Origin of the sequence: Micromonospora sp. NPDC002717 (assembly GCF_040295705.1) — a bacterium.
Classification (GTDB): Bacteria; Actinomycetota; Actinomycetes; order Mycobacteriales; family Micromonosporaceae; genus Micromonospora.
The window spans coordinates 120,040-138,991 of record NZ_JBEOVW010000003.1; the positions used below are offsets into that span (position 1 = coordinate 120,040).

Annotated in this window: 19 protein-coding genes; 8 read left to right on the forward strand and 11 right to left on the reverse strand. The window is 74.7% G+C overall.

Annotation, left to right across the window (positions count from 1 at the left end; genetic code table 11):
* Positions 1–22: 22 nt before the first annotated feature.
* From ABT006_RS06960 to ABT006_RS06970, 3 genes are all read right to left on the reverse strand, one after another.
* Complete coding sequence (locus ABT006_RS06960) at positions 23–985, reverse strand: zinc-binding dehydrogenase (RefSeq protein ID WP_350703747.1); 963 nt, start codon at positions 983–985, stop codon at positions 23–25.
* Between the two features lie 105 nt (positions 986–1,090).
* Entirely contained in the window at positions 1,091–2,266 is a 1,176-nt protein-coding gene (locus ABT006_RS06965) for an NAD(P)-dependent malic enzyme (RefSeq protein ID WP_350703749.1), read from the reverse strand.
* 140 nt (positions 2,267–2,406) lie between these two features.
* Complete coding sequence (locus ABT006_RS06970) at positions 2,407–2,757, reverse strand: S24/S26 family peptidase (RefSeq protein ID WP_350703751.1); 351 nt, start codon at positions 2,755–2,757, stop codon at positions 2,407–2,409.
* Positions 2,758–2,842: 85 nt separating this feature from the next.
* Here ABT006_RS06970 and sodN point away from each other — a divergent pair, with 85 nt between their 5' ends.
* From sodN to ABT006_RS06985, 3 genes are read left to right on the forward strand one after another with little or no spacing between them, the layout of a single operon-like run.
* On the forward strand, positions 2,843–3,247 hold the full coding sequence (gene sodN / locus ABT006_RS06975; RefSeq protein ID WP_350703753.1) for a superoxide dismutase, Ni: 405 nt from the start codon (positions 2,843–2,845) through the stop codon (positions 3,245–3,247).
* Complete coding sequence (locus ABT006_RS06980; protein ID WP_502890877.1) at positions 3,244–3,828, forward strand: GNAT family N-acetyltransferase; 585 nt, start codon at positions 3,244–3,246, stop codon at positions 3,826–3,828. Before sodN ends, ABT006_RS06980 begins: the two co-directional genes overlap by 4 nt.
* A gap of 24 nt (positions 3,829–3,852) precedes the next feature.
* Entirely contained in the window at positions 3,853–4,260 is a 408-nt protein-coding gene (locus tag ABT006_RS06985) for an ATP-binding protein (RefSeq protein ID WP_350703755.1), read from the forward strand.
* Between the two features lie 51 nt (positions 4,261–4,311).
* On the opposite strand, the gene ABT006_RS06990 is transcribed toward ABT006_RS06985, so the two are convergent.
* Positions 4,312–4,701: a hypothetical protein gene (locus ABT006_RS06990; protein WP_350703757.1), complete on the reverse strand. Its 390-nt coding sequence runs from the start codon at positions 4,699–4,701 to the stop codon at positions 4,312–4,314.
* A gap of 43 nt (positions 4,702–4,744) precedes the next feature.
* On the opposite strand from ABT006_RS06990, the gene ABT006_RS06995 reads away from it, so the two are divergent.
* The gene (locus tag ABT006_RS06995; RefSeq protein WP_350703759.1) at positions 4,745–5,695 is read left to right on the forward strand and encodes a diacylglycerol/lipid kinase family protein; all 951 of its coding nucleotides are present in this window, start codon (positions 4,745–4,747) and stop codon (positions 5,693–5,695) included.
* A 449-nt stretch (positions 5,696–6,144) separates the two neighbouring features.
* Positions 6,145–6,402, forward strand: coding sequence for a WhiB family transcriptional regulator (locus ABT006_RS07000; protein ID WP_007072794.1), 258 nt, complete (start codon positions 6,145–6,147; stop codon positions 6,400–6,402).
* A 97-nt stretch (positions 6,403–6,499) separates the two neighbouring features.
* On the opposite strand, the gene ABT006_RS07005 is transcribed toward ABT006_RS07000, so the two are convergent.
* The 4 genes from ABT006_RS07005 to ABT006_RS07020 are packed head-to-tail and all read right to left on the reverse strand — an operon-like array spanning position 6,500 to position 9,955.
* Complete coding sequence (locus tag ABT006_RS07005) at positions 6,500–7,321, reverse strand: sirohydrochlorin chelatase (RefSeq protein WP_502890878.1); 822 nt, start codon at positions 7,319–7,321, stop codon at positions 6,500–6,502.
* Complete coding sequence (locus tag ABT006_RS07010) at positions 7,303–8,088, reverse strand: phosphoadenylyl-sulfate reductase (protein WP_350703761.1); 786 nt, start codon at positions 8,086–8,088, stop codon at positions 7,303–7,305. Before ABT006_RS07010 ends, ABT006_RS07005 begins: the two co-directional genes overlap by 19 nt.
* On the reverse strand, positions 8,085–8,243 hold the full coding sequence (locus ABT006_RS07015; protein ID WP_350703763.1) for a hypothetical protein: 159 nt from the start codon (positions 8,241–8,243) through the stop codon (positions 8,085–8,087). The genes ABT006_RS07010 and ABT006_RS07015 overlap by 4 nt, the downstream gene beginning before the upstream one ends.
* Positions 8,240–9,955 (reverse strand): nitrite/sulfite reductase, encoded by a 1,716-nt coding sequence (locus ABT006_RS07020; RefSeq protein WP_350703765.1) that lies wholly within the window; start codon positions 9,953–9,955, stop codon positions 8,240–8,242. Before ABT006_RS07020 ends, ABT006_RS07015 begins: the two co-directional genes overlap by 4 nt.
* Before the next feature lie 408 nt (positions 9,956–10,363).
* Between ABT006_RS07020 and ABT006_RS07025 the strand changes: the two genes are divergently transcribed.
* Positions 10,364–11,818: a glycosyltransferase family 39 protein gene (locus ABT006_RS07025; RefSeq protein ID WP_350704153.1), complete on the forward strand. Its 1,455-nt coding sequence runs from the start codon at positions 10,364–10,366 to the stop codon at positions 11,816–11,818.
* A 183-nt stretch (positions 11,819–12,001) separates the two neighbouring features.
* On the opposite strand, the gene ABT006_RS07030 is transcribed toward ABT006_RS07025, so the two are convergent.
* Both ABT006_RS07030 and ABT006_RS07035 read right to left on the reverse strand, forming a co-directional pair.
* On the reverse strand, positions 12,002–13,561 hold the full coding sequence (locus tag ABT006_RS07030; RefSeq protein WP_350703767.1) for a histidine kinase N-terminal domain-containing protein: 1,560 nt from the start codon (positions 13,559–13,561) through the stop codon (positions 12,002–12,004).
* A 25-nt stretch (positions 13,562–13,586) separates the two neighbouring features.
* Positions 13,587–14,618 (reverse strand): SIS domain-containing protein, encoded by a 1,032-nt coding sequence (locus ABT006_RS07035; protein ID WP_350704155.1) that lies wholly within the window; start codon positions 14,616–14,618, stop codon positions 13,587–13,589.
* 188 nt (positions 14,619–14,806) lie between these two features.
* Here ABT006_RS07035 and ABT006_RS07040 point away from each other — a divergent pair, with 188 nt between their 5' ends.
* Entirely contained in the window at positions 14,807–16,633 is a 1,827-nt protein-coding gene (locus ABT006_RS07040; RefSeq protein WP_350703768.1) for a tetratricopeptide repeat protein, read from the forward strand.
* 6 nt (positions 16,634–16,639) lie between these two features.
* Here ABT006_RS07040 and ABT006_RS07045 read toward each other — a convergent pair whose 3' ends face one another.
* On the reverse strand, positions 16,640–18,229 hold the full coding sequence (locus ABT006_RS07045; RefSeq protein ID WP_350703770.1) for an MDR family MFS transporter: 1,590 nt from the start codon (positions 18,227–18,229) through the stop codon (positions 16,640–16,642).
* Between the two features lie 110 nt (positions 18,230–18,339).
* Between ABT006_RS07045 and ABT006_RS07050 the strand changes: the two genes are divergently transcribed.
* Entirely contained in the window at positions 18,340–18,933 is a 594-nt protein-coding gene (locus tag ABT006_RS07050; protein WP_350703772.1) for a TetR/AcrR family transcriptional regulator, read from the forward strand.
* Positions 18,934–18,952: the final 19 nt, after the last annotated feature.

Sequence of the window (18,952 nt, forward strand, 5' to 3'; positions counted from 1 at the left end):
CGGGCGTGGCCGCCGGGGGCCGTCAGGCGGTGTGGTCGACGACGACCTTGCCGAAGACGTCGCCGGAGTGCAGGCGGGCGAAGGCGTCGGCGACCCGGCTGAACGGGACGACCGTGTCCACCACCGGGCGCACCCCCCGCTCGGCGCAGAACGCGAGCAGGGCGGACAGCTCGTCGGGGGTGCCCATCGAGGTGCCCAGGATCTCCAGCTGCATGGCGAAGACCCGGCGCAGGTTGACCTTCGGCTCGTGCCCGGCGGTCGCGCCGGAGACCACGATCCGGGCCATCGGCGCGGCGGACTTCAGCGAGTGGTCGAAGGTGGCCGCCCCGACCGTCTCGATCACCACGTCGACCCGCTCGGGCAGCCGCGTGCCGGGCTCGACGGCGGTGGCGCCCAGCTCGGCGATCCGCTCCCGCTTGGCGGCGTCGCGGCTGGTCGCGTACACCCGCTTGCCCATCGCCGCGGCGAGCGCGACGGCCGCGGTCGCCACGCCGCCCCCGGCGCCCTGGACCAGCACGGCGTCGGCGTCGTCGACCCGGCCCACGGTGGTCAGCATCCGCCACGCGGTCAGCCAGGCGGTCGGCAGGCAGGCCGCGTCCGTCGCCGCCAGGCCCGCCGGCAGCGGCACCAGGTTGGACCGGGGCACGGCGACCCGCTCGGCCAGCGTGCCGGGGAAGTGCTCGGAGAGGATGGAGACGCCGCGCGGGTCGCCCGGGGTGGCGACCACCGGGTAGACGACGACCTCGTTGCCGTCCGGGTCCACGCCGACGGCGTCGCAGCCGAGGATCATCGGCAGTTGCTCCGCGCGCAGCCCCACGCCGCGCAGCGACCAGAGGTCGTGGTGGTTGAGGGAGCTGGCCCGCACCTGCACGGTCACCCAGTCGTCGGCCGGGTGGGTGGGCTCGGGCTGCTCGCCGACGGTGAGCGCGGCGAGCGGGTTGGCGTCGTCGAGGCGGGAGGCGAAGGCGGCACGCATGATCGGCACGGTAACAAGCCGAGCGGCCGACAAGAAGGCTTCCTCCCGGGTCCGGGGTGTGCGGAGGGGCCCTTCCGTGTCGCCCGGGGCGAACAGGGAAGGGCCCCTCCGCGTTCAGCGGGTGACGCCGTCGCGGCGGGCGGCCTCGGCGACCGCCTCGGCGACCGCGGGGGCGACCCTGGGGTCGAGCGGGGACGGGACGATCGCCTCGGTGGTGAGCGACTCGGCCACGACGCCCGCGATGGCGTCGGCGGCGGCCACCTTCATGCCGTCGGTGATGCGGGTGGCCCGGGCGTCCAGCGCGCCCCGGAACACGCCCGGGAACGCCAGCACGTTGTTGATCTGGTTCGGGTAGTCGCTGCGGCCGGTGGCGACGACAGCCACGTGCCGGGCGGCCACCTCGGGGTGCACCTCGGGCGTCGGGTTGGCCAGCGCGAAGACGATGCCCCCCGCCGCCATGCCGGCCACCGCCTGCTCCGGAATCTGCCCGCCGGAGACGCCGATCAGCACGTCCGCGCCGCGCAGCGCCTCGGCGATGTCGCCCTCGCGGCCGTCGGCGTTCGTCATCGCGGCCAGCTCGGCCTTCGTGCCGGTCAGCCCGGCCCGGTGCCGGCCGATGATGCCCTTGGAGTCGCAGACCACCACCTGGTCCGGGTCCACGCCGCCGGCGACCAGCATCTTCGTCACCGCCACCCCGGCGGCGCCGGCGCCGCTGACCGCCACCCGCAGGTCGCCGAGCTTGCGGTTGAGCAGCGTGGCGGCGTTGCGCAGCGCGGCGAGCACGACGATCGCGGTGCCGTGCTGGTCGTCGTGGAAGACCGGGATGTCCAGGGCCTCGTCGAGCCGGCGCTCCACCTCGAAGCAGCGCGGGGCGCTGATGTCCTCCAGGTTGATCCCGCCGAACGACGGCGCCAGCGCCCGCACCACCGCGACGATCTCGTCCACGTCCTGCGTGTCCAGGCAGACCGGCACGGCGTCGACGCCGGCGAACTGCTTGAACAGCACCGCCTTGCCCTCCATCACCGGCAGCGCCGCGCGCGGGCCGATGTTGCCCAGCCCGAGTACGGCCGAGCCGTCGGTGACGACGGCCACGGTGTGCGCGGCCCAGGTGTAGTCGTCGGCGACGCCCGGGTCGGCGGCGATCGCCTCGCAGACCCGGGCCACCCCCGGGGTGTACGCGAGGGAGAGGTCCTCCCGGCTGGTCAGCGGGACGGTCGAGGCGACGGCCATCTTGCCGCCCCGGTGCAGCCGGAAGACGGGATCAGCGGGGTCCACGATGGACGATGACATGGTGACTCCAGGATCTGTCGAGCAGACGGAGCGGCCGGCGCGGGCGCGAGGTGAGGCGCCCAGCGGCGACACGCGGTGCGGGGGTCACCCGGGCACGCCCCGAGCATAGTGTCGCCCCCGTCACACCGATGTGAGCGGGGTCATAACCGACGCCGACGCACCCGTCCGGGGCGGGGCCAGTAGCGCGCCACCACCCGGCCCCGCACGTCGGCCACCCCGTACGCCCGGGAGTCGTCGGTGACGAGGTCGTTGTCGCCGGCCAGCCACCAGCCGCCGTCCTCGGCGCGGACCGCGCGCTTGACCACGAGCAGCTCGGGGCGGCTGCGGAACACCGCGACCACGACGTCGCCGGGACGGACGGTCCGCCCGCCGGGGCGGACCAGCACCGCGTCGCCGTGCCGCAGCGTGGGCGACATGGACGGACCGGTCACCAGCACGGCGGTCAGCGGCCACCGCAGTCGGGGTGCCCCTGCCGGGTGAGCCGCCCCCATCGGTTTCACCTCCACCCGGCCTCTCGGCACGCGTCCAGGAGTAATGTCGTGTTGGATCATCGCAAACTTCCCATGGAGGATCCTGATGCGACTTCCACGCATCCTTACGCCCCGCGTGACCGCCAGCGCCCACTGCGACCTGCCCTGCGGCGTCTACGACCCGGCCCAGGCCCGGATCGAGGCCGAGTCGGTGAAGGCGATCTGCGAGAAGTACCAGGCCAACACCGACCCGGAGTTCCGCACCCGCGCCATCCTGATCAAGGAGCAGCGCGCCGAGCTGGTGAAGCACCACCTGTGGGTGCTCTGGACCGACTACTTCAAGCCGGCCCACTTCGAGAAGTACCCGCACCTGCACCAGCTGTTCAACGAGGCCACCAAGCTGGCCGGCGCCGCCGGCGCGAAGGGCGGCACCGACCCGGCCAAGGCCGACGAGCTGCTGCAGAAGATCGACGAGATCTCCAAGATCTTCTGGGAGACCAAGAAGGCGTGAGCCTCGCCGGTCCGCCGACGATCCGGCCGGCACGTCCCGGGGACGTGCCGGCCGTCGTCGCCATGGTGCACGAGCTGGCGGCGTACGAACGCGCCGCCGACGAGTGCCACCTCACGGAGGAACAGCTCACCGCCGCCCTGTTCGCGACTGCTCCAGGTCGCGGCGCGGCGTCAGACGCGCCGAGCTGGAGCAGCCGTAGCCCGGCCCCGGCGCTCTACGGGCACGTGGCCGTCGACGCCGACGACGAGCCGGTGGGCTTCGCACTGTGGTTCCTCAACTTCTCCACCTGGGCCGGGGTGCACGGCATCTACCTGGAGGACCTCTACGTCCGCCCGGCCGCCCGGGGCACCGGCGCGGGGCGGCTGCTGCTGGCGACCCTCGCCGCGATCTGCGTGGAGCGGGGCTACCAGCGGCTGGAGTGGTGGATGATCGACTGGAACCCGGCCGCCGGCTTCTACGCCTCGATCGGCGCGCGGCAGATGTCCGAGTGGGTCCCCTACCGGCTCAGCGGGGACGCCCTGGCCGGCCTGGCCGCGCAGGCACGTGGCGGCCCCCACACGTCCGGGCGACCGAGCGGGTAGAGTCCCCGACCGGGGGGATGAGTGGTGACTCAACTGACCGGGCAGCCGACGACCGACGACGACGTCGTGCACCTCACCGTGCCCGCGGACGGGGGCTACCTCGGGGTGTTGCGTACCGCCACCGCCGGGCTCGCGGCGCGGCTCCAGTTCGCCCTCGACGAGATCGAGGACCTGCGCATCGCCGTGGACGAGGCGTGCGCCATGCTGCTCGCCATCGCCACCCGCGACGCCGAACTCGACTGCCGCTTCGCGGTCACCGACGACGCGCTCACCGTCGAGGTGACGGTGCCGACCGTCCGGGGCGCCACGCTGCCGGCGGAGTCGTCGTTCGCCTGGAAGGTGCTCACCGCGCTCACCACGTCGGCGTCCGCGAGCGCCGCCGACGGCCGGGCCACCATCTCGCTGCTCACCCGGCGCGCCTCCGGGTACTGAGCCGACCGCCCCCGGCGGTGCGCCGCCGGGCGCTCCGGCACCCTCGGGGCGTCACTCGAAGCCGAGGGCCCGCGTGGTCGGGGTGCTCACCAGCAGCGCGGTGACGCCAAGACCGAGCGCCATCAGCGGTACGCCGAGCCAGGCCACCCCGCCCTGGACCATGAACCACCCCACCGGCAGCAGCATGAGCTGGAGCACGATCGCCGGGGCGCGGGCGCCCGCCCGGCGCCGGGCCAACGCGCCGCCGAGCGCCCAGAGCGCCGCCGCCGCACCGAGCGCGAACGCGGTCACCAGCAACGCCGAGGTGAGGTCGGTGGTGGTGGCGGTGAGATCGGCCCAGACCAGCCACGCGGCAACCAGCCCCACGGCGACCGCCTCGCCCCGCAGCAGCCGGACCGCCCAGCGGAGGGTGACGGGAATCGGGTCCGAGTCGATGGTCACGCGCGCCACGATACCCGGGCTACCGCGCGGTACAGTGCCGCCCATGCGGGCCGTCCTGGTGGTCAACCCGAAGGCCACCACCACGAGCGAGCGCAGCCGGGACGTGCTGGTCCGGGCGCTGCGCAGCGAAGTCGACCTCTCCGTGCGCTACACCCGCCGACGCGGGCACGCGACCGACCTCGCCCGGGAGGCGGCCGAGGAGGGCGTGGACGTCGTCGTCACGCTCGGTGGCGACGGCACGGTCAACGAGGTGGTCAACGGCCTGATGACGGCCGAGCCGCCGACCATGCCGGGTGCCGCCTCGCCGGCCGAGCGGCTGCCCGCCCTGGCGACCGTGCCCGGAGGCTCGACCAACGTCTTCGCCCGGGCGCTCGGCCTGCCCCGGGACTGGCCGGACGGGGCCAGCATGATCCTGGAGGGCCTGCGGCTGGGCCGGTACCGGACCATCGGGCTCGGCCGCGCCGACGACCGCTACTTCACCTTCTGCGCGGGCTTCGGCGTCGACGCGGCGGTCATCCACCGGGTGGAGCAGGCCCGCCGGCGGGGTCGGGTCTCCACCCCCGCGCTCTACTTCCGCGCCACGGTCGCCCAGTACTTCCTCAACTCCGACCGACGGCATCCGGCGATCAGCCTGGAGCGGCCGGGCGAGCCGGCGGAGGGCGAGCTGGCCACGGTCATCATCCAGAACACCGCGCCGTGGACGTACCTGGGCGACCGGGAGGTCAACCCGAACCCGGAGGCGTCGTTCGACCTGGGCCTGGACGTGCTGGCGTTGCGGCAGCTCCGGGTCGCCAGCACGACACGGACGGTGACGCAGTTCTTCGCCCGGACGCCCGACCCGCACGGCCGCCAAGTGCTGCGGCTGCACGACGTCGCGGAGTTCACCCTGCTCTCGGCCCGCCCGCAGGCGTTCCAGCTCGACGGCGACTACCTCGGCGAGCGGGAGAAAGTCAGATTCACATCCATTCCCGCCGCACTGAGAGTAATCTGCTAGGTCTCGGGTACTGCCGTAGGTCGACGCGGCGACGACCGCACCGACCGGAGCGGCCGCCACACCGAGAGGCAGGTGCCGGAAATGTCAGCAATGTCACGCGGACTGTACTATATTGATCCTCGACTGTGGTACGCCGGGTAACCGGGAAGACGCCGGAATCCGGACAAATGGGTTGTGGGCTTGCTCACCGCCTGGAGTTTTTCCGAGCGCCACCCTTGACATCCCGAGCGTTCGTGAAAGTATTCACAAGCGAACTTGAGTTACCGGGACATTGCCTGGATATGCTCGGCAGGTTGAGCTGTTCCAGCAGGTCCGCGGGGCCAACAACAGCCTGCTCACGCACTGCCGAATAAGCGGACGCGAACCGTCACCGTCGGCGCTGCGGATGCATATAGGAAAAGCACCAAAGCAATATCTGCCACCCACCCAGAATGAGGAGTGTTGCCGCCATGGACTGGCGTCACCATGCTGTCTGCCGCGACGAGGACCCGGAGCTGTTCTTCCCGATCGGGACGTCCGGACCGGCTCTCCTGCAGGTCGAGCAGGCCAAGGCCGTCTGCCGGCGCTGCTCCGTGACCGACCAGTGCCTGCAGTGGGCGCTGGAGTCCGGTCAGGACGCTGGCGTCTGGGGCGGGATGAGCGAGGAGGAGCGGCGCGCCGTGAAGCGCCGCGGTGGCCTCCGGGTGCTGCGCGCTCACTCCGCCTGATCCCACGCACCACAGCTGCACGCCCCGGCCGGGTCCGCCCGCCGGGGCGTCTCGCTGTCCGCACCCCGCTCACGTACCCACCGGGGCGCCTTTCCGATCACGGGCGGGCCGTGACCCCGGCCACCCCGGCGGCGGCGTCGACGCGCCGCAGGACCAGGTCGGCCAGCTCCGGGGCGTCGGTCAGCGGGGCGGACACCGCCACCGCGCCGGCGTCCCGCGCCGCCCCGGCCACGGCGTCGTGGAAGAGGCCGGGAGCCAGGAAGTAGGCCGACACCGCCACCCGCCGGGCGCCCCGGGCACGTAGCCGGGCCACCGCCGCCTCGACGGCCGGCGGGGCGGCCGAGGCGTACGACACCCGGGTGGGCACCCCGAAACCGGCGCGCAGCGCGGCGGCCACCCGCCCCACCGACCCGCGCGCCCGGGCGTCCCTCGTGCCCGCGGCGGCGAGCACCAGCCCGTCGAACCGCCCCGGCTCCGCCTCGCCCAACCGCCGGCGCAGGCCGGCCAGCAGCCCGCCGTCGACCTCGCCGTCGGCGGGGCCGAGCACGGCGGTCACCCGCACCGCGATCGGCGGCCCCGCCGCGCGGGCCGCCGCCACCGCCGCCGGGATGTCCACCCGCCGGTGGTACGCGGCGGTGAGCAGCAGCGGCACCAGCACCGCCCGGGGATGCCCGGCGCCGGCCAGGTCCCGCAGCACCGCGGCCGGTCCCGGCGCGGTGTGGTCCAGCCAGCTCGCCAGCACCGGCGTGCCGGGCCGGGCCGTCGACACCGCCCGGGCCAGCGCCAGGGTCGCCTCGGCGGCCCGCGGATCCCGGCTGCCGTGGGCGACCAGGACCACGGGGTCGGCCGCCCCCCACGACCCGGGCGCCCCCGGTGCGGGAGCGGCCGGGCCCGGCCCGGTCAGACGTGCAGGCCGCACTCGGTCTTCTCGAACATGGCCCACCGGCCGGCCCGCGGATCCTCCCCCGCCTTCGTGCGGCGGGTGCAGGGCCAGCAGCCGATCGAGCCGTAGCCCTGCCGGAACAGCTCGTTCACCGGCACGTTCCAGCGGGCGACGTAGGCGTCCACGTCCGCCTGCCTCCAGGCCGCGATCGGGTTGACCTTGACCTTGCCCCGGCGGGCGTCGAAGGTCACCACCGGCGTGTTCGCCCGAGTCGGCGACTCGTCCCGGCGCAGCCCGGCGGCCCAGGCGTCGTACCCGGCCAGCGCCCGCTCCAGCGGCTCGACCTTACGGAGCTGGCAGCAGTCGTCGGGGGACTTGTTGAACAGCCGGGGGCCGTACTCGCCGTCCTGCTGGCCGACGGTCAGCCGCGGCCGGATCGACCGGACGTTCACCGGCAGCGTCCTGGCCACCTCGTCGCGGACCTTCAGCGTCTCGGGGAAGTGCAGACCGGTGTCGAGGAAGACCACGTCCACCCCGGGGGCGACCCGGGAGACCAGGTGGGCCAGCACGGCGTCGGCCATCGAACTGGTGACGCAGAACCGGTCGCCGAAGGTCGCGGTCGCCCAGCGGGCGATCTCCAGCGCGGGCGCGCCCTCCAACTCCCGCCCGGCCTCCTCGGCCAGTGCGCGCAGCTCGTCCGGGGCGCGACGCGCCGGGTCGGCCGGCTTCGGGCCGCCGACGCCGACCAGGCCCAGGCCCGCTGCGGAGACGAGGCCCGACGGGTCGTCCGTGCCCCCGCTCACCGGGCCACCGCCCGACCGAGCAGGCCGGTGAACCTCACCGAGAACACCCGGGCGCAGGCGTGGCACTCCCAGGCGCCGTGGCCGGCCTCGCTCGGCCGCAGGTCCTCCTCGCCGCAGTAGGGGCAGTACAGCGGCGCGGAACGGGTCTCGCTCATCGGAGTTCCTCCTCGTCGACCCTGATCACCCAGTTGGCGAACGTCTCGCCGGCTTCCCGCCCGGCCAGGTAGCGCCGGGCGAGGCGTTCCACGTACTCCGGAAGCTCCTCGGCGGTGGTCTTCAGGCCGCGCAGCTTGCGGCCGAAGCCGGCGGTCTGCCCCTCGGCCATGCCGAGCCCGCCGCCGAGGTGGACCTGGAAGCCCTCCACCTGGCGACCGTCCGGGCCGACCACCAGCTGGCCCTTCAGGCCGATGTCGGCGACCTGCGTGCGGGCGCAGGCGTTGGGGCAGCCGTTGAGGTGGATGGAGATGTCGGCGTCGAAGTCGCGCAGCCGCTCCTCCAGCCGGGCCACCAGCTCCTCGCCCCGGGCCTTGGTCTCGACGATGGCCAGCTTGCAGTACTCGATGCCGGTGCACGCCATGGTGCCGCGCCGCCAGGCCGACGGCTGCGCCTCCAGGCCGATCCCCCGCAGCGCCCGCACCAGCGAGTCGGTCCGCTCCGGCGCCACGTCCAGCACCAGCAGCTTCTGGTACGGGGTGAGCCGCACCCGGTCGCTGCCGTGCGCCTCGACGACGTCGGCCAGCCGGGCGAGCTGCCCGCCGGAGACCCGCCCGACCACCGGGGCGGCGCCGACGTAGTTGCGCCCGTCACGCTGCGGGTGCACGCCGATGTGGTCCACCGGCCTGTCGGGCAGCCGCGGGGCCGGCCCGTCGAGCAGGGCGCGGCCCAGGTACTCCTTCTCCAGCACCTCGCGGAACTTCGGCACGCCCCAGTCGGCGACGAGGAACTTCAGCCGTGCCCGGTTGCGCAGCCGGCGGTAGCCGTAGTCGCGGAAGATGCCGACCACGCCGGCCCAGACGTCCGGCACCTCGGCCAGCGGCACCCAGACGCCGAGCCGCTGGGCCAGCATCGGGTTCGTGGACAGCCCGCCGCCCACCCAGACGTCGAAGCCCGGGCCGTGGTCCGGGTGGTCCACGCCGAGGAACGCGATGTCGTTCGCCTCGTAGGGCGTGTCGACCAGCCAGGAGATGGAGGTCTTGAACTTGCGCGGCAGGTTGGAGAAGTCCTTGTCGCCGACGTACCGGCGGACGATCTCGTCGACCGCCGGCGTCGGGTCGACCAGCTCGTCGCGCGCCACGCCGGCCACCGGGCTGCCCAGCACGACCCGGGGGCAGTCGCCGCACGCCTCGGTGGTCTGCAGCCCGACGGACTCCAGCCGACGCCAGATCTCCGGCACGTCCTCGACCCGGATCCAGTGGTACTGGATGTTCTGCCGGTCGGTGATGTCGGCGGTGTCCCGGGCGAACTCGCGGGAGATCTCCGCGACCACCCGCAGCTGCGCCAGGCTGAGCTCGCCCCCGTCCACCCGGACCCGGAGCATGAAGAACTCGTCCTCCAGCTCGTGCGGCTCCAGCACGGCCGTCCGACCGCCGTCGATGCCCGCCTTGCGCTGGGTGTAGAGGCCCCACCAGCGGAACCGGCCGCGCAGATCCTGCGGATCGATCGAGGCGAACCCGTGGTGGGCGTAGATGTTCTCGATCCGGGCCCGCACGTTCAGCGGGTCGTCGTCCTTCTTGATCCGCTCGTTGGCGTTGAGCGGCTCGCGGTGACCGAGTGCCCACTGGCCCTCGCCGCGCGGGCGGCGCGGGGCCCGGGCCGGTCGGGGGGCCGTCGGGTCACCGGCCCGGGCCGGGATGCTGCTGACCGCCATGGCGGCGTCCTCCGTTGTCTGGGGTGCCTCGTGACGCGCGGACGCGGCGGCCGGCCCGTCGGGACGGGCTGGGGACAACGGTGTCGGAACAGCCGGCGCGGGGGCGCGCCCGAGACAGATTGGTCGGGCGTCGTCAGTAGGCCGGACAGATGGCGCTGCGCACGCGGCCGTAGTCGACGTGGCGGCGGGCCACGAAGCGGCGGACGACGGCGGCGGTCATGGAGTCATGCTGCCACACCGGGTGGGGGCCGGCCAACGAGCGCGTGCGTGATCCCACATCACGGGCGACGCGCCCCGGGAACGACGCCGGCGACTGATCCGTGGACCGGCACAACGGCACGGCCCGGCTGTGTGACGCTGCGATATGTGACCGGTTCTTCTGATTTGTCTGCCGGCGGTCCGGGCCGGCTGACCGCGCCGCCGCCCGCCGGCGACGCGCCCGGCGGGCCGGTCCGCGCGCCCCGCCTGGTCTGGGTCGGCCCGACGCTGGCCACCCTGGCCGTCGTGCTGACCGGGATCGGCCACGCGCAACCGTGGCGCGACGAGTTGGCCACCTGGAGCGCGGCGACCCGGTCACCCGGGGACCTGGTCCGGCTCGCCGGCACCATCGACGCCGCCACCGGCCCCTACTACCTGTTCATGCACGCCTGGGTGGCGCTCGCGGGCGACTCGGTCGCCGCGCTGCGGCTGCCCGCCGCGCTGGCCATGGCCGCCACCGCCGGGTTGACCGCCGTACTCGGGCAGCGGCTGGCCGGCACCCGGGCGGGGCTGATCGCCGGGCTGCTCCTCGCGGTGCTCCCAGGCACCTCGCGGTACGGTCAGGAGGCGCGCCCGTACGCGCTGGCCGCGTTCTTCGCGGTGCTGGCGACCCTGCTCCTGGTCGAGGCGCTGGCCCGGCCCGGGTGGCCCCGCTGGGCCGCGTACGCCGCCGCCGTGGCCGCCCTCGGGCTCACCCACCTGGTCGCGCTCACCCTGCTCGCCGCGCACGCGGTGGCGGTGCTCGCCGCCCACCGCGAGGGCCCGCTGAGCCGCCCGCTGCGCTGGGCGCTCGCCCTGGTGCCGGCCGCGCTGCTGGTGACCCCGCTGGTGCTGCTGGCCAGGGGCCAGCGGTCCCGGCAGCTCGACTGGGTGGACACGGTCCGGCTGACCGACCTGACGGCGCTGCCGGGCGGGGTGGCGCAGAGCGGCGTGGTGGGCGGGCTGCTGGTGGGGTTGGCGGCGCTCGGGGCGGCCGGGCTCGGCCGGCGCGCCCTGCTGCCCGGGTGCGCCGTGCTGCTGCCGGTGCTGCTGCTCTTCGCCGCCGGCGCCGTCGTGCCCCTCTGGGTGTCCCGCTACCTGTTCTTCGTCGTGCCGTTCGGCTGCCTGCTGGCCGGCGCGGCGCTCGCGACGGTGCCGCTGCCGCCCGCGTTGGCCGTGGTGGCCCTGGCCGGGCTGCTCGGCCTGCCCGACCAGGCGGCGCTGCGGCGGACGCACGAGTGGCCACGCAGCGCCGCGGTCGACTACCGCGGGGCGGCCCGGGTCGTCGCCGGCGGCCAGCGGCCGGGGGACGCCGTCGTCTACTCGCCCCGCGAGAGCTGGCTCTTCCTCGACCTCGGCCTCAACTACCACCTGGGCGACCGCCGCCCCCGGGACGTGCTGGCCACCGAGGAGCAGGCCCGTCGGGGCGACCTGTGGGCCGCCGAGTGCGCCCGGCCGGCCGAGTGCCTGGCCGGCGCGCAGCGGGTCTGGCTGGTCGTGGCCGGCCGCCGCGACGACCCGCTGGCCGCCGTGCCGGGCGCCAAGGGCGACGCGCTGCGCGCCGGCTACACCGTCGAACGGGTCTGGCACCGCCCCGGCCTGACGGTCGCGCTGCTCACCCGCTGACCCGCCCCGGGCCCGCGGGTCCGCGCCGGCCTGCCGCCGCGTCGCCGCCACCGGCACCGGCGGGGACGTGTAGCGCGGCGGCGGGGCGACGACGGTGACCGGCCCGCCCCGCGGGGTCTGCCGGTGTTGGCGGCCGGGGACCCGGAGGCGCGGGGTCCGGAGGATCCGACGCCGTTTGGCGGGTCAGCCGGCGGCGCGGCCCTCCGGGGCGCTGCGGGCCAGCGGCACGACGAGCGTCGCCTCGGTGCCGCCGTTCGCGCCGTCGCGCAGTTCGATCGTGCCGCGCAGCTCGCCGGTCACCAGCGCCCGGACGATCTGCAGACCGAGGTTGCCGCCCCGCTCGGCGTCGAAGTCCGGCGGCAGCCCGCGCCCGTTGTCGGTCACCGAGACGTGCAGCATCTTCCGGAACCGGTGCGCCGACACCACCACCTCGGGCACGGCGCCGACCGCGCCGGCCGCGTCCGGCGCGGTCACCGCGTCCGCGGCCGGCGGGAAGCCGTGCTCGACGGCGTTGAGCAGCAGCTCGTTGAGGACCATCACCAACGACGTGGCGACCTCGGCGGGAAGCACCCCGAAGCTCCCCGTCCGCCGCATCCCGACCGTCGACTCGGCCGCCGCCACCTCGGTCGCCGCGCTGGCCACCCGGTCCACGATGCCGTCGAACTCGACCGCCTCGTCGCTGGACAGGGAGAGGGTCTCGTGCACCAGCGCGATGGAGGCGACCCGGCGTACCGACTCCTCCAGGGCGACCCGGGCCTCCGGCATGGCCACCCGGCGGGCCTGGAGGCGCAGCAGGGCGGCGACGGTCTGGAGGTTGTTCTTCACCCGGTGGTGGATCTCCCGGATGGTGGCGTCCTTGGTGATCAGGGCGCGGTCGCGGCGGCGTACCTCGGTGATGTCCCGGACCAGCACCAGCGCGCCGATCGGCACCCCGGCGGGCATCAGCGGCAGCGCCCGGGTGAGCATCGTGGCGCCGCGGGCGTCGATCTCCCGACGGGGCGGCGCCTCGCCGCGCAGGGCGGCGAGAATGCCGTTCGCCGCGTCCGTCCCCTCCAGCGGGTCGCCGGCCAGCCGGCGGTGCAGCGCCGCCAGGTCCTCGCCCACCAGGTGCGAGGCGTAGCCGAGCCGCCGGTACGCCGACTGCGCGTTCGGGCTGGCGTAGGTGACCTTGCCGCCGGCGTCGAGCCGGACCAGCCCGTCGCCGACGCGGGGCGCCGAGGTGGTCTCCCCCGGGTGGCGCGGCGGCGGGAAGGTGCCGTCGGCGATCATCTGCGCCAGGTCGTCGGCGGTGGTGAGGTAGTTCAGCTCCAGCTGGCTCGGGGTGCGCGCGGTGGAGAGGTTGGTGTCCCGCCCGACCACGGCGACCACCTCGCCGGCCTCGCCGTCGGTCGTGCGCAGCCGGACCGGGATCGCCTCGTGCCGCGCGGGCACGTCGCCGTACCAGACCGGGTCGCCCTCCCGCCAGATCCGGCCCTGCCGGTGGGCCACCTCCAGGTGGGCCACCTCCGGCCCGCCGACGATCCGCCCCACCTGGTCGTCCAGGTACGCGGTGGGGGCGGTCGTCGGCCGGACCTGGGCGACGCAGAGGTACGTCCCGTCACCGTCCACGGGCACCCAGAGCAGCAGGTCGGCGAAGGACAGGTCGGACAGCAACTGCCAGTCGCCGGCGATCCGGTGCAGGTGGTCGATGTCGGCCGGACGGAGGAGGGTGTGCTCCTCGGCGAGGTCGCGCAGCGTGGACACGCTGACCAGCGTGCCACGCCGGGCGTCACATCGTCGCGGTGACCTTCTTCAGCCCCCGCGGCGCGTCCGGGTCCTCGCCCCGGGCCAGCGCCAGCGCCAGCGCCAGGCGCTGCAGCGGCAGGATGTCCAGCAGCGGTGCGTACCGCTCGTCGACCTCGGGGACGGCCATCCGGGTGGCGCCCTCGACGTCGGCGGAGCCGACCACCACCACGTCGGCGCGGCGCTCGCCGAGCCGGGGCAGCACCTCGCCCATCGACCGGCCGCCCGGCCCGGAGCCGACCACGGCGAGCACCGGCACGTCGGGGTCGGTCATGGCGAGCGGGCCGTGCAGCAGGTCGGCGCCGGAGAACGCCAGCGCCGGCAGGTAGGAGGTCTCCATCAGCTTCAGCGCGGCCTCGCGGGCGGTCGGGTACGCGTATCCCCGGCCGGTGGTGACGAGCTGGCCGGCGAACCGGTAGCGGGGCGCGAGCTGGGCCGGGGTGGGGTCGTCCAGGGTGCGGGCGGCCAGCTCGGGCAGGGCGGCGAGCGCGTCGCGCTCGTCGGCGGGCAGCGCGCCGTCGCCGGCCCGGATGCCCTCGACGAGCATCAGCAGGGCGAGCAGCTCGGCGGTGTACGTCTTGGTGGCGGCCACCGCGCGCTCGTGCCCGGCGGCGATGTCGACGCTCAGCTCGGCGACGTCGGCCAGCGGGGAGTCGGGCGCGTTGGTGACGGCCAGGGTCAGCGCGCCCGAGGCGCGGGCGGTGCGCAGCACCTCGGCGAGGTCCGGCGAGCCGCCGCTCTGGCTGACGCCGACGACCAGCGCGTCGGAGAGGTCCGGCCGGGCGCCGTAGACGGTGACGGCGCTGGGCGAGGCGAGCCCCGCGGGCAGGCCGAGCCGGATCTCGGTCAGGTACGCCCCGTAGAGGGCGGCGTGGTCGGAGGTGCCCCGGGCGGTGAAGACCACGTGCCGGGGCCGGCGCTCCGCGATGACCGCCGCCACCCGGGCGATCGGCCCGGCGTGTTCGGCGGAGAGCAGCCGGGCGTAGCCCGCCGGCTGCTCGTCGATGTCGGCGGCCATGCCAGCCCCTGCACGCGTCACGGAAACTCCTCCCACTGCGCGGTTGCCGCGCGTTTCCTGCTCAGTCTTGCATCTTTGATCTGATCAGAGCAATCGAACGAGCAGGAGTGCGCAGTTGATCACCGCGTCGGTGCAACATCACCTAGGCTTGCCCGGCCCACCGGAGCACCGACGAGTGAGAGGACGCCGTGGCCGAGGACGACCGGGCGCTGCCCGCGGCGGAGGAACTTGCCCTCGCCCGGCTCGCCATGGACTCCGGCGACCTGGAGCACGCGGCCGGGCACGTCGCCGCCGCGCTCGCCCAGGCCCCGACCCTGCCCGAGGTGCACGAGACGCTCGCCCGGCTCGCCGCCGCCGACGGCGCCGGCGGCGTGGACCTCTTCCCGCTGCACCACCACGCCTTCGTCGGCGCCGTGGTCGCCCGCGCCCACCTGCTGGCCGCCGCCGGCCGGCCCGCCGAGGGGCTGGACCTGCTGGTCGCCGCGACCGGGCACGCCCCGGGGGCGGACTGGGCCGGCGTGCCGTGGGTCACCGCGCCGGAACTCGCCGAACGCCTCGAACCGGACCGGACCGCCCGCATCCTGATGCAGGTCTGCGCCGCCGTGCCCGACCCGGCGCCCCGGGCCGACCGGGCGGCGCTGGCCCCCTACCTGGCGCTGGCCCGCAACGCGGTCACCGTCCACGCCGAGCACGGCCTGCTGCTGGGCGCGGCGTCCGCGCTGGCCCGGCGGGTCGGCGAGGTCGCCCTGGCGGTCCGCTGGGCCGCCCGGGGCGTACGCGCGGAGCCGTCGAAGATCGGCGAGGTGTGGCTCGGGTACGCGTACCGCAGCGCCGGCCGCACCCGGGAGGCGCTGGCGGCACTCGGCCGCGCCGTCGCGCACGACCCCGACGACCTCGCCGTGTACGCCGACATCGCCGGCACCCTCGCCGACATCGGGCGGCTCGACGAGGCGCTCGACTGGATCGACCGGGCCCTCGCCCGGGATCCCACCTTCGACTGCGCCGTGCACACCGCTCACCGGCTGCGGCACCAGCGCGACGGCGACGTGGCGCACCTGGTCGCGCTCGCCGACTTCGTGCGGGACCACCCGGACGACTCGCACGAGCACGGCGACCTGGCCGAGTGCTGCCGCAGCCGGGCCTGGCTCGGGCAGGTGACCCCGGCGGCCGGGGCGGTGGTGGACGCGCTGCGTCAGGCCGTCGCCGACGACCACGGCGGGGTCGGCGCCGCCGTGCTGCTGGAGTCACCCGCGCCGCCGAGCGCGCTGCGTACCGTCGCCACGGCCGTGCCGGCGCTGCGGGTCGAGGTGGCCGGCGTGCCGGAGCCGGACCCGCGCGAGCCCCGGCGGGCGGACGCCCGGCGGATCTGGCGCTGGGACGGGACGACGGTCGCGCCCGCGGTGCCGGCGCCCTCGGCGGAAGCGACCGCGCGGCTGCGGCAGCTCGCCCACCCGGCGTGGCCGCACCCCCCGGCGGCGTACGACGCGGCGGTGGGCCTGGCCACCCTGGACCTGGCCGACCTGGTCGGCCTGCTGGCGCACCCGCCGGACGCGCCGTCCACCGCGCTGGGGCGGGTGCTGGGGCAGGACCCCTCGCTCTGGGTGCGCTGCGTCCAGGTGTGGGCCTGCCTCGGCCTGCTGCACCACCGCACGGACGAGCCGTGGGCGACCTCGACCCGCCGCCGGGTGCTGCTGGACCTGGTCTGGGGCGTCGAGGACTGGATCACCGAGGCGGCGCTGTTCGCCATGGTGACCGCCGCCTGGGTCGACCCGGCGGTACGCCCCGACGTGGCGCGGGTGGTGGCCGAGCGGCTGGCCGACGTCGCGGCGGTGGCGCGGCTGCGCCCGGTGCCCGTCGCGGTGTCCCTGGCCCACCTGGCCCTGGCGACGCCGGCCCTGGACGCGGAGACGACGGCCCTGGCGACCTCCCTGGTCGCCAGGGCCGTGGTGCCCCGCCCCCGCTCCGGCCTGCGCCGCCTCTGGCACCGCCTCACCGGCCCCTTCCGACGGCCCTGAAGCGGGTCAGGCGACGGGCGCCTTGCCCAGGGCGGCCTCGGCCTGGCCCTCGCCGGCGCCCTGCGGGGCCGGCGGCTCGTTGGCGGTCCGCAGCGGGATCTCCTTGATGAACCAGGCCAGCACCGGAACCGCCACGGTGAACAGCACCGCCCACCAGAAGACGTGCGAGATCGCGTCGGCGAGGCCACCGAGCACCAGCTCCCGCGCCTGCGCCGGCAGGTCCTTGAGCTCCGCCAGGTCCATCGCGGCACCGGCCTCGCCGCCGCCGCTGAACGCGCCGCCGGCCGGGGAGTCGGCCAGCCGGTTGGCGAAGATCGCGCCGAACAGCGAGATGCCGAACGAGCCGCCGATCGAGCGGAAGAACGTGGCGGCGCCGCTCGCCGCGCCCAGGTCCTTCTGCGCCACGCTGTTCTGCGCGATGAGCATCGAGGTCTGCATGAGGAAGCCCATGCCGACGCCGAGCACGATCATGTAGAGCGAGGACTCCAGCTTGCCGGTGTGCACGTCGAGCAGGGTCAGCAGCGCCATGCCCGCGGTCATCACCACGCCGCCCACGATCGGGTAGATCCGGTACCGCCCGGTCTTCGTGATCGCGCGACCGACCACCAGCGAGACCACCAGCATGCCGAACATCAGCGGAAGCAGCAGCAGCCCGGAGTTCGTCGCCGAGGCGCCCTGCACGGTCTGCTGGTACAGCGGCAGGAAGTTCATCGCGCCGAACATCGCGAAGCCGAGCAGGAAGCCGATCACGGAGATCAGCGCGAAGTTGCGGTTGGCGAAGAGCCCGAGCGGCAGGATCGGTTCGGCGGCCCGCCGCTCGACCAGACCGAAGACCACCAGCGCGACCGCGGCGAGCGCGGCCAGGCCGAGGATCTGCGGCGACACCCACGCGTACTCGTTGCCGCCCCAGGTGGTGACGAGCACGATCGCGGTGATGCCGACCGAGAGCAGCCCGGCGCCGAGCCAGTCGATCCGGTGTTCGGTGCGGTACTTCGGCAGGTGCATGGTCGTGGCGAGGACCAGCAGCGCGACGCCGCCCAGCGGCAGGTTCACGTAGAACGCCCAGCGCCAGGAGAGGTGGTCGGTGATGAAGCCGCCGACCAGCGGGCCGGCCACCATCGCGATGGCCATGATGCCGGCGATCATGCCCTGGTAGCGGCCCCGCTCCCGGGGCGGCACCAGGTCGCCGATGATCGCCATCACGCCGACCATCAGGCCGCCGGCGCCGAGGCCCTGCACCGCCCGGAAGGCGATCAGCTCGACCATGCCGTCGCCCGGCCCGCCGAACAGGTCGGAGCCGGCCATCCCGCACAGCGCCGAGCCGACCAGGAAGACGACCACCGAGGTGAGGAAGACGGACTTGCGCCCGTAGAGGTCGCCGAGCTTGCCCCAGATCGGGGTCGAGACCGTGGTGCCCAGCACGTACGCCGTCACCACCCAGGTGAAGTGGTCGAGCCCGCCGAACTCGCCCACGATCCGCGGTAGCGCCGTGCTGACGATCATGTTGTCGAGCATCGCCAGCATCATGGCGATCATCAGACCGAAGAGCACGACCCGCACGTTGGGTCGTGCCGGTTCCTGGCTTGCCTGCGTCATGGGTAAGCTCCCCCGAGATGTGCCGCACTTACTTGCCGCCCGGCCAGTTAACTTACTAGCCGCACGGTAAGTTTGGCGGCAGGACCGGTCAAGCGAATTGGGTGGCACACGTGAGGGAGAGCACAGGCGGCACGCGGGAGCGCATCAAGTCCGTCGCGCTGGAGCTCTTCACCGAGCAGGGGTACGAGAAGACCTCGCTGCGCGAGATCGCCGAACGGCTGAACGTGACGAAGGCCGCGCTCTACTACCACTTCAAGAGCAAGGACGAGATCGTCAGCAGCGTCGTCGAGGACCGGCTGGAACTGATGGACGACCTCATCGCCTGGGCCGAGTCGCAGCCGGCGAGCCGCGACACCCGGCGCGCCGTGATCGGCCGGTACGCCGACGCCATGTTCGCCGGCGACGTGCCGTCGGTGATGCGGTTCTTCGAGCAGAACCAGACCGTGCTGAAGAGTCTCGCCGCCGGGCAGCAGATGCGCGGCCGGATGCTGCGGCTGGCCGAGGTGCTCTGCCGGGGAGACGACTCGCCCGCCGCGCAGCTCCGCGCGATCCTGTCGATCTTCGCCGTGCACAGCAGCTGGTTCGCGATCCGCACGCCGGGCATCACCGACACGGAGCGCAGGACGCTCGCGCTGGAGATGGCCGACGAGCTGCTCGCCCCCATCGGGACCGGGCGCGACGCCGCCGCGACGGAGGCGCCCTGACGCCCGCCGGCCCCGACGA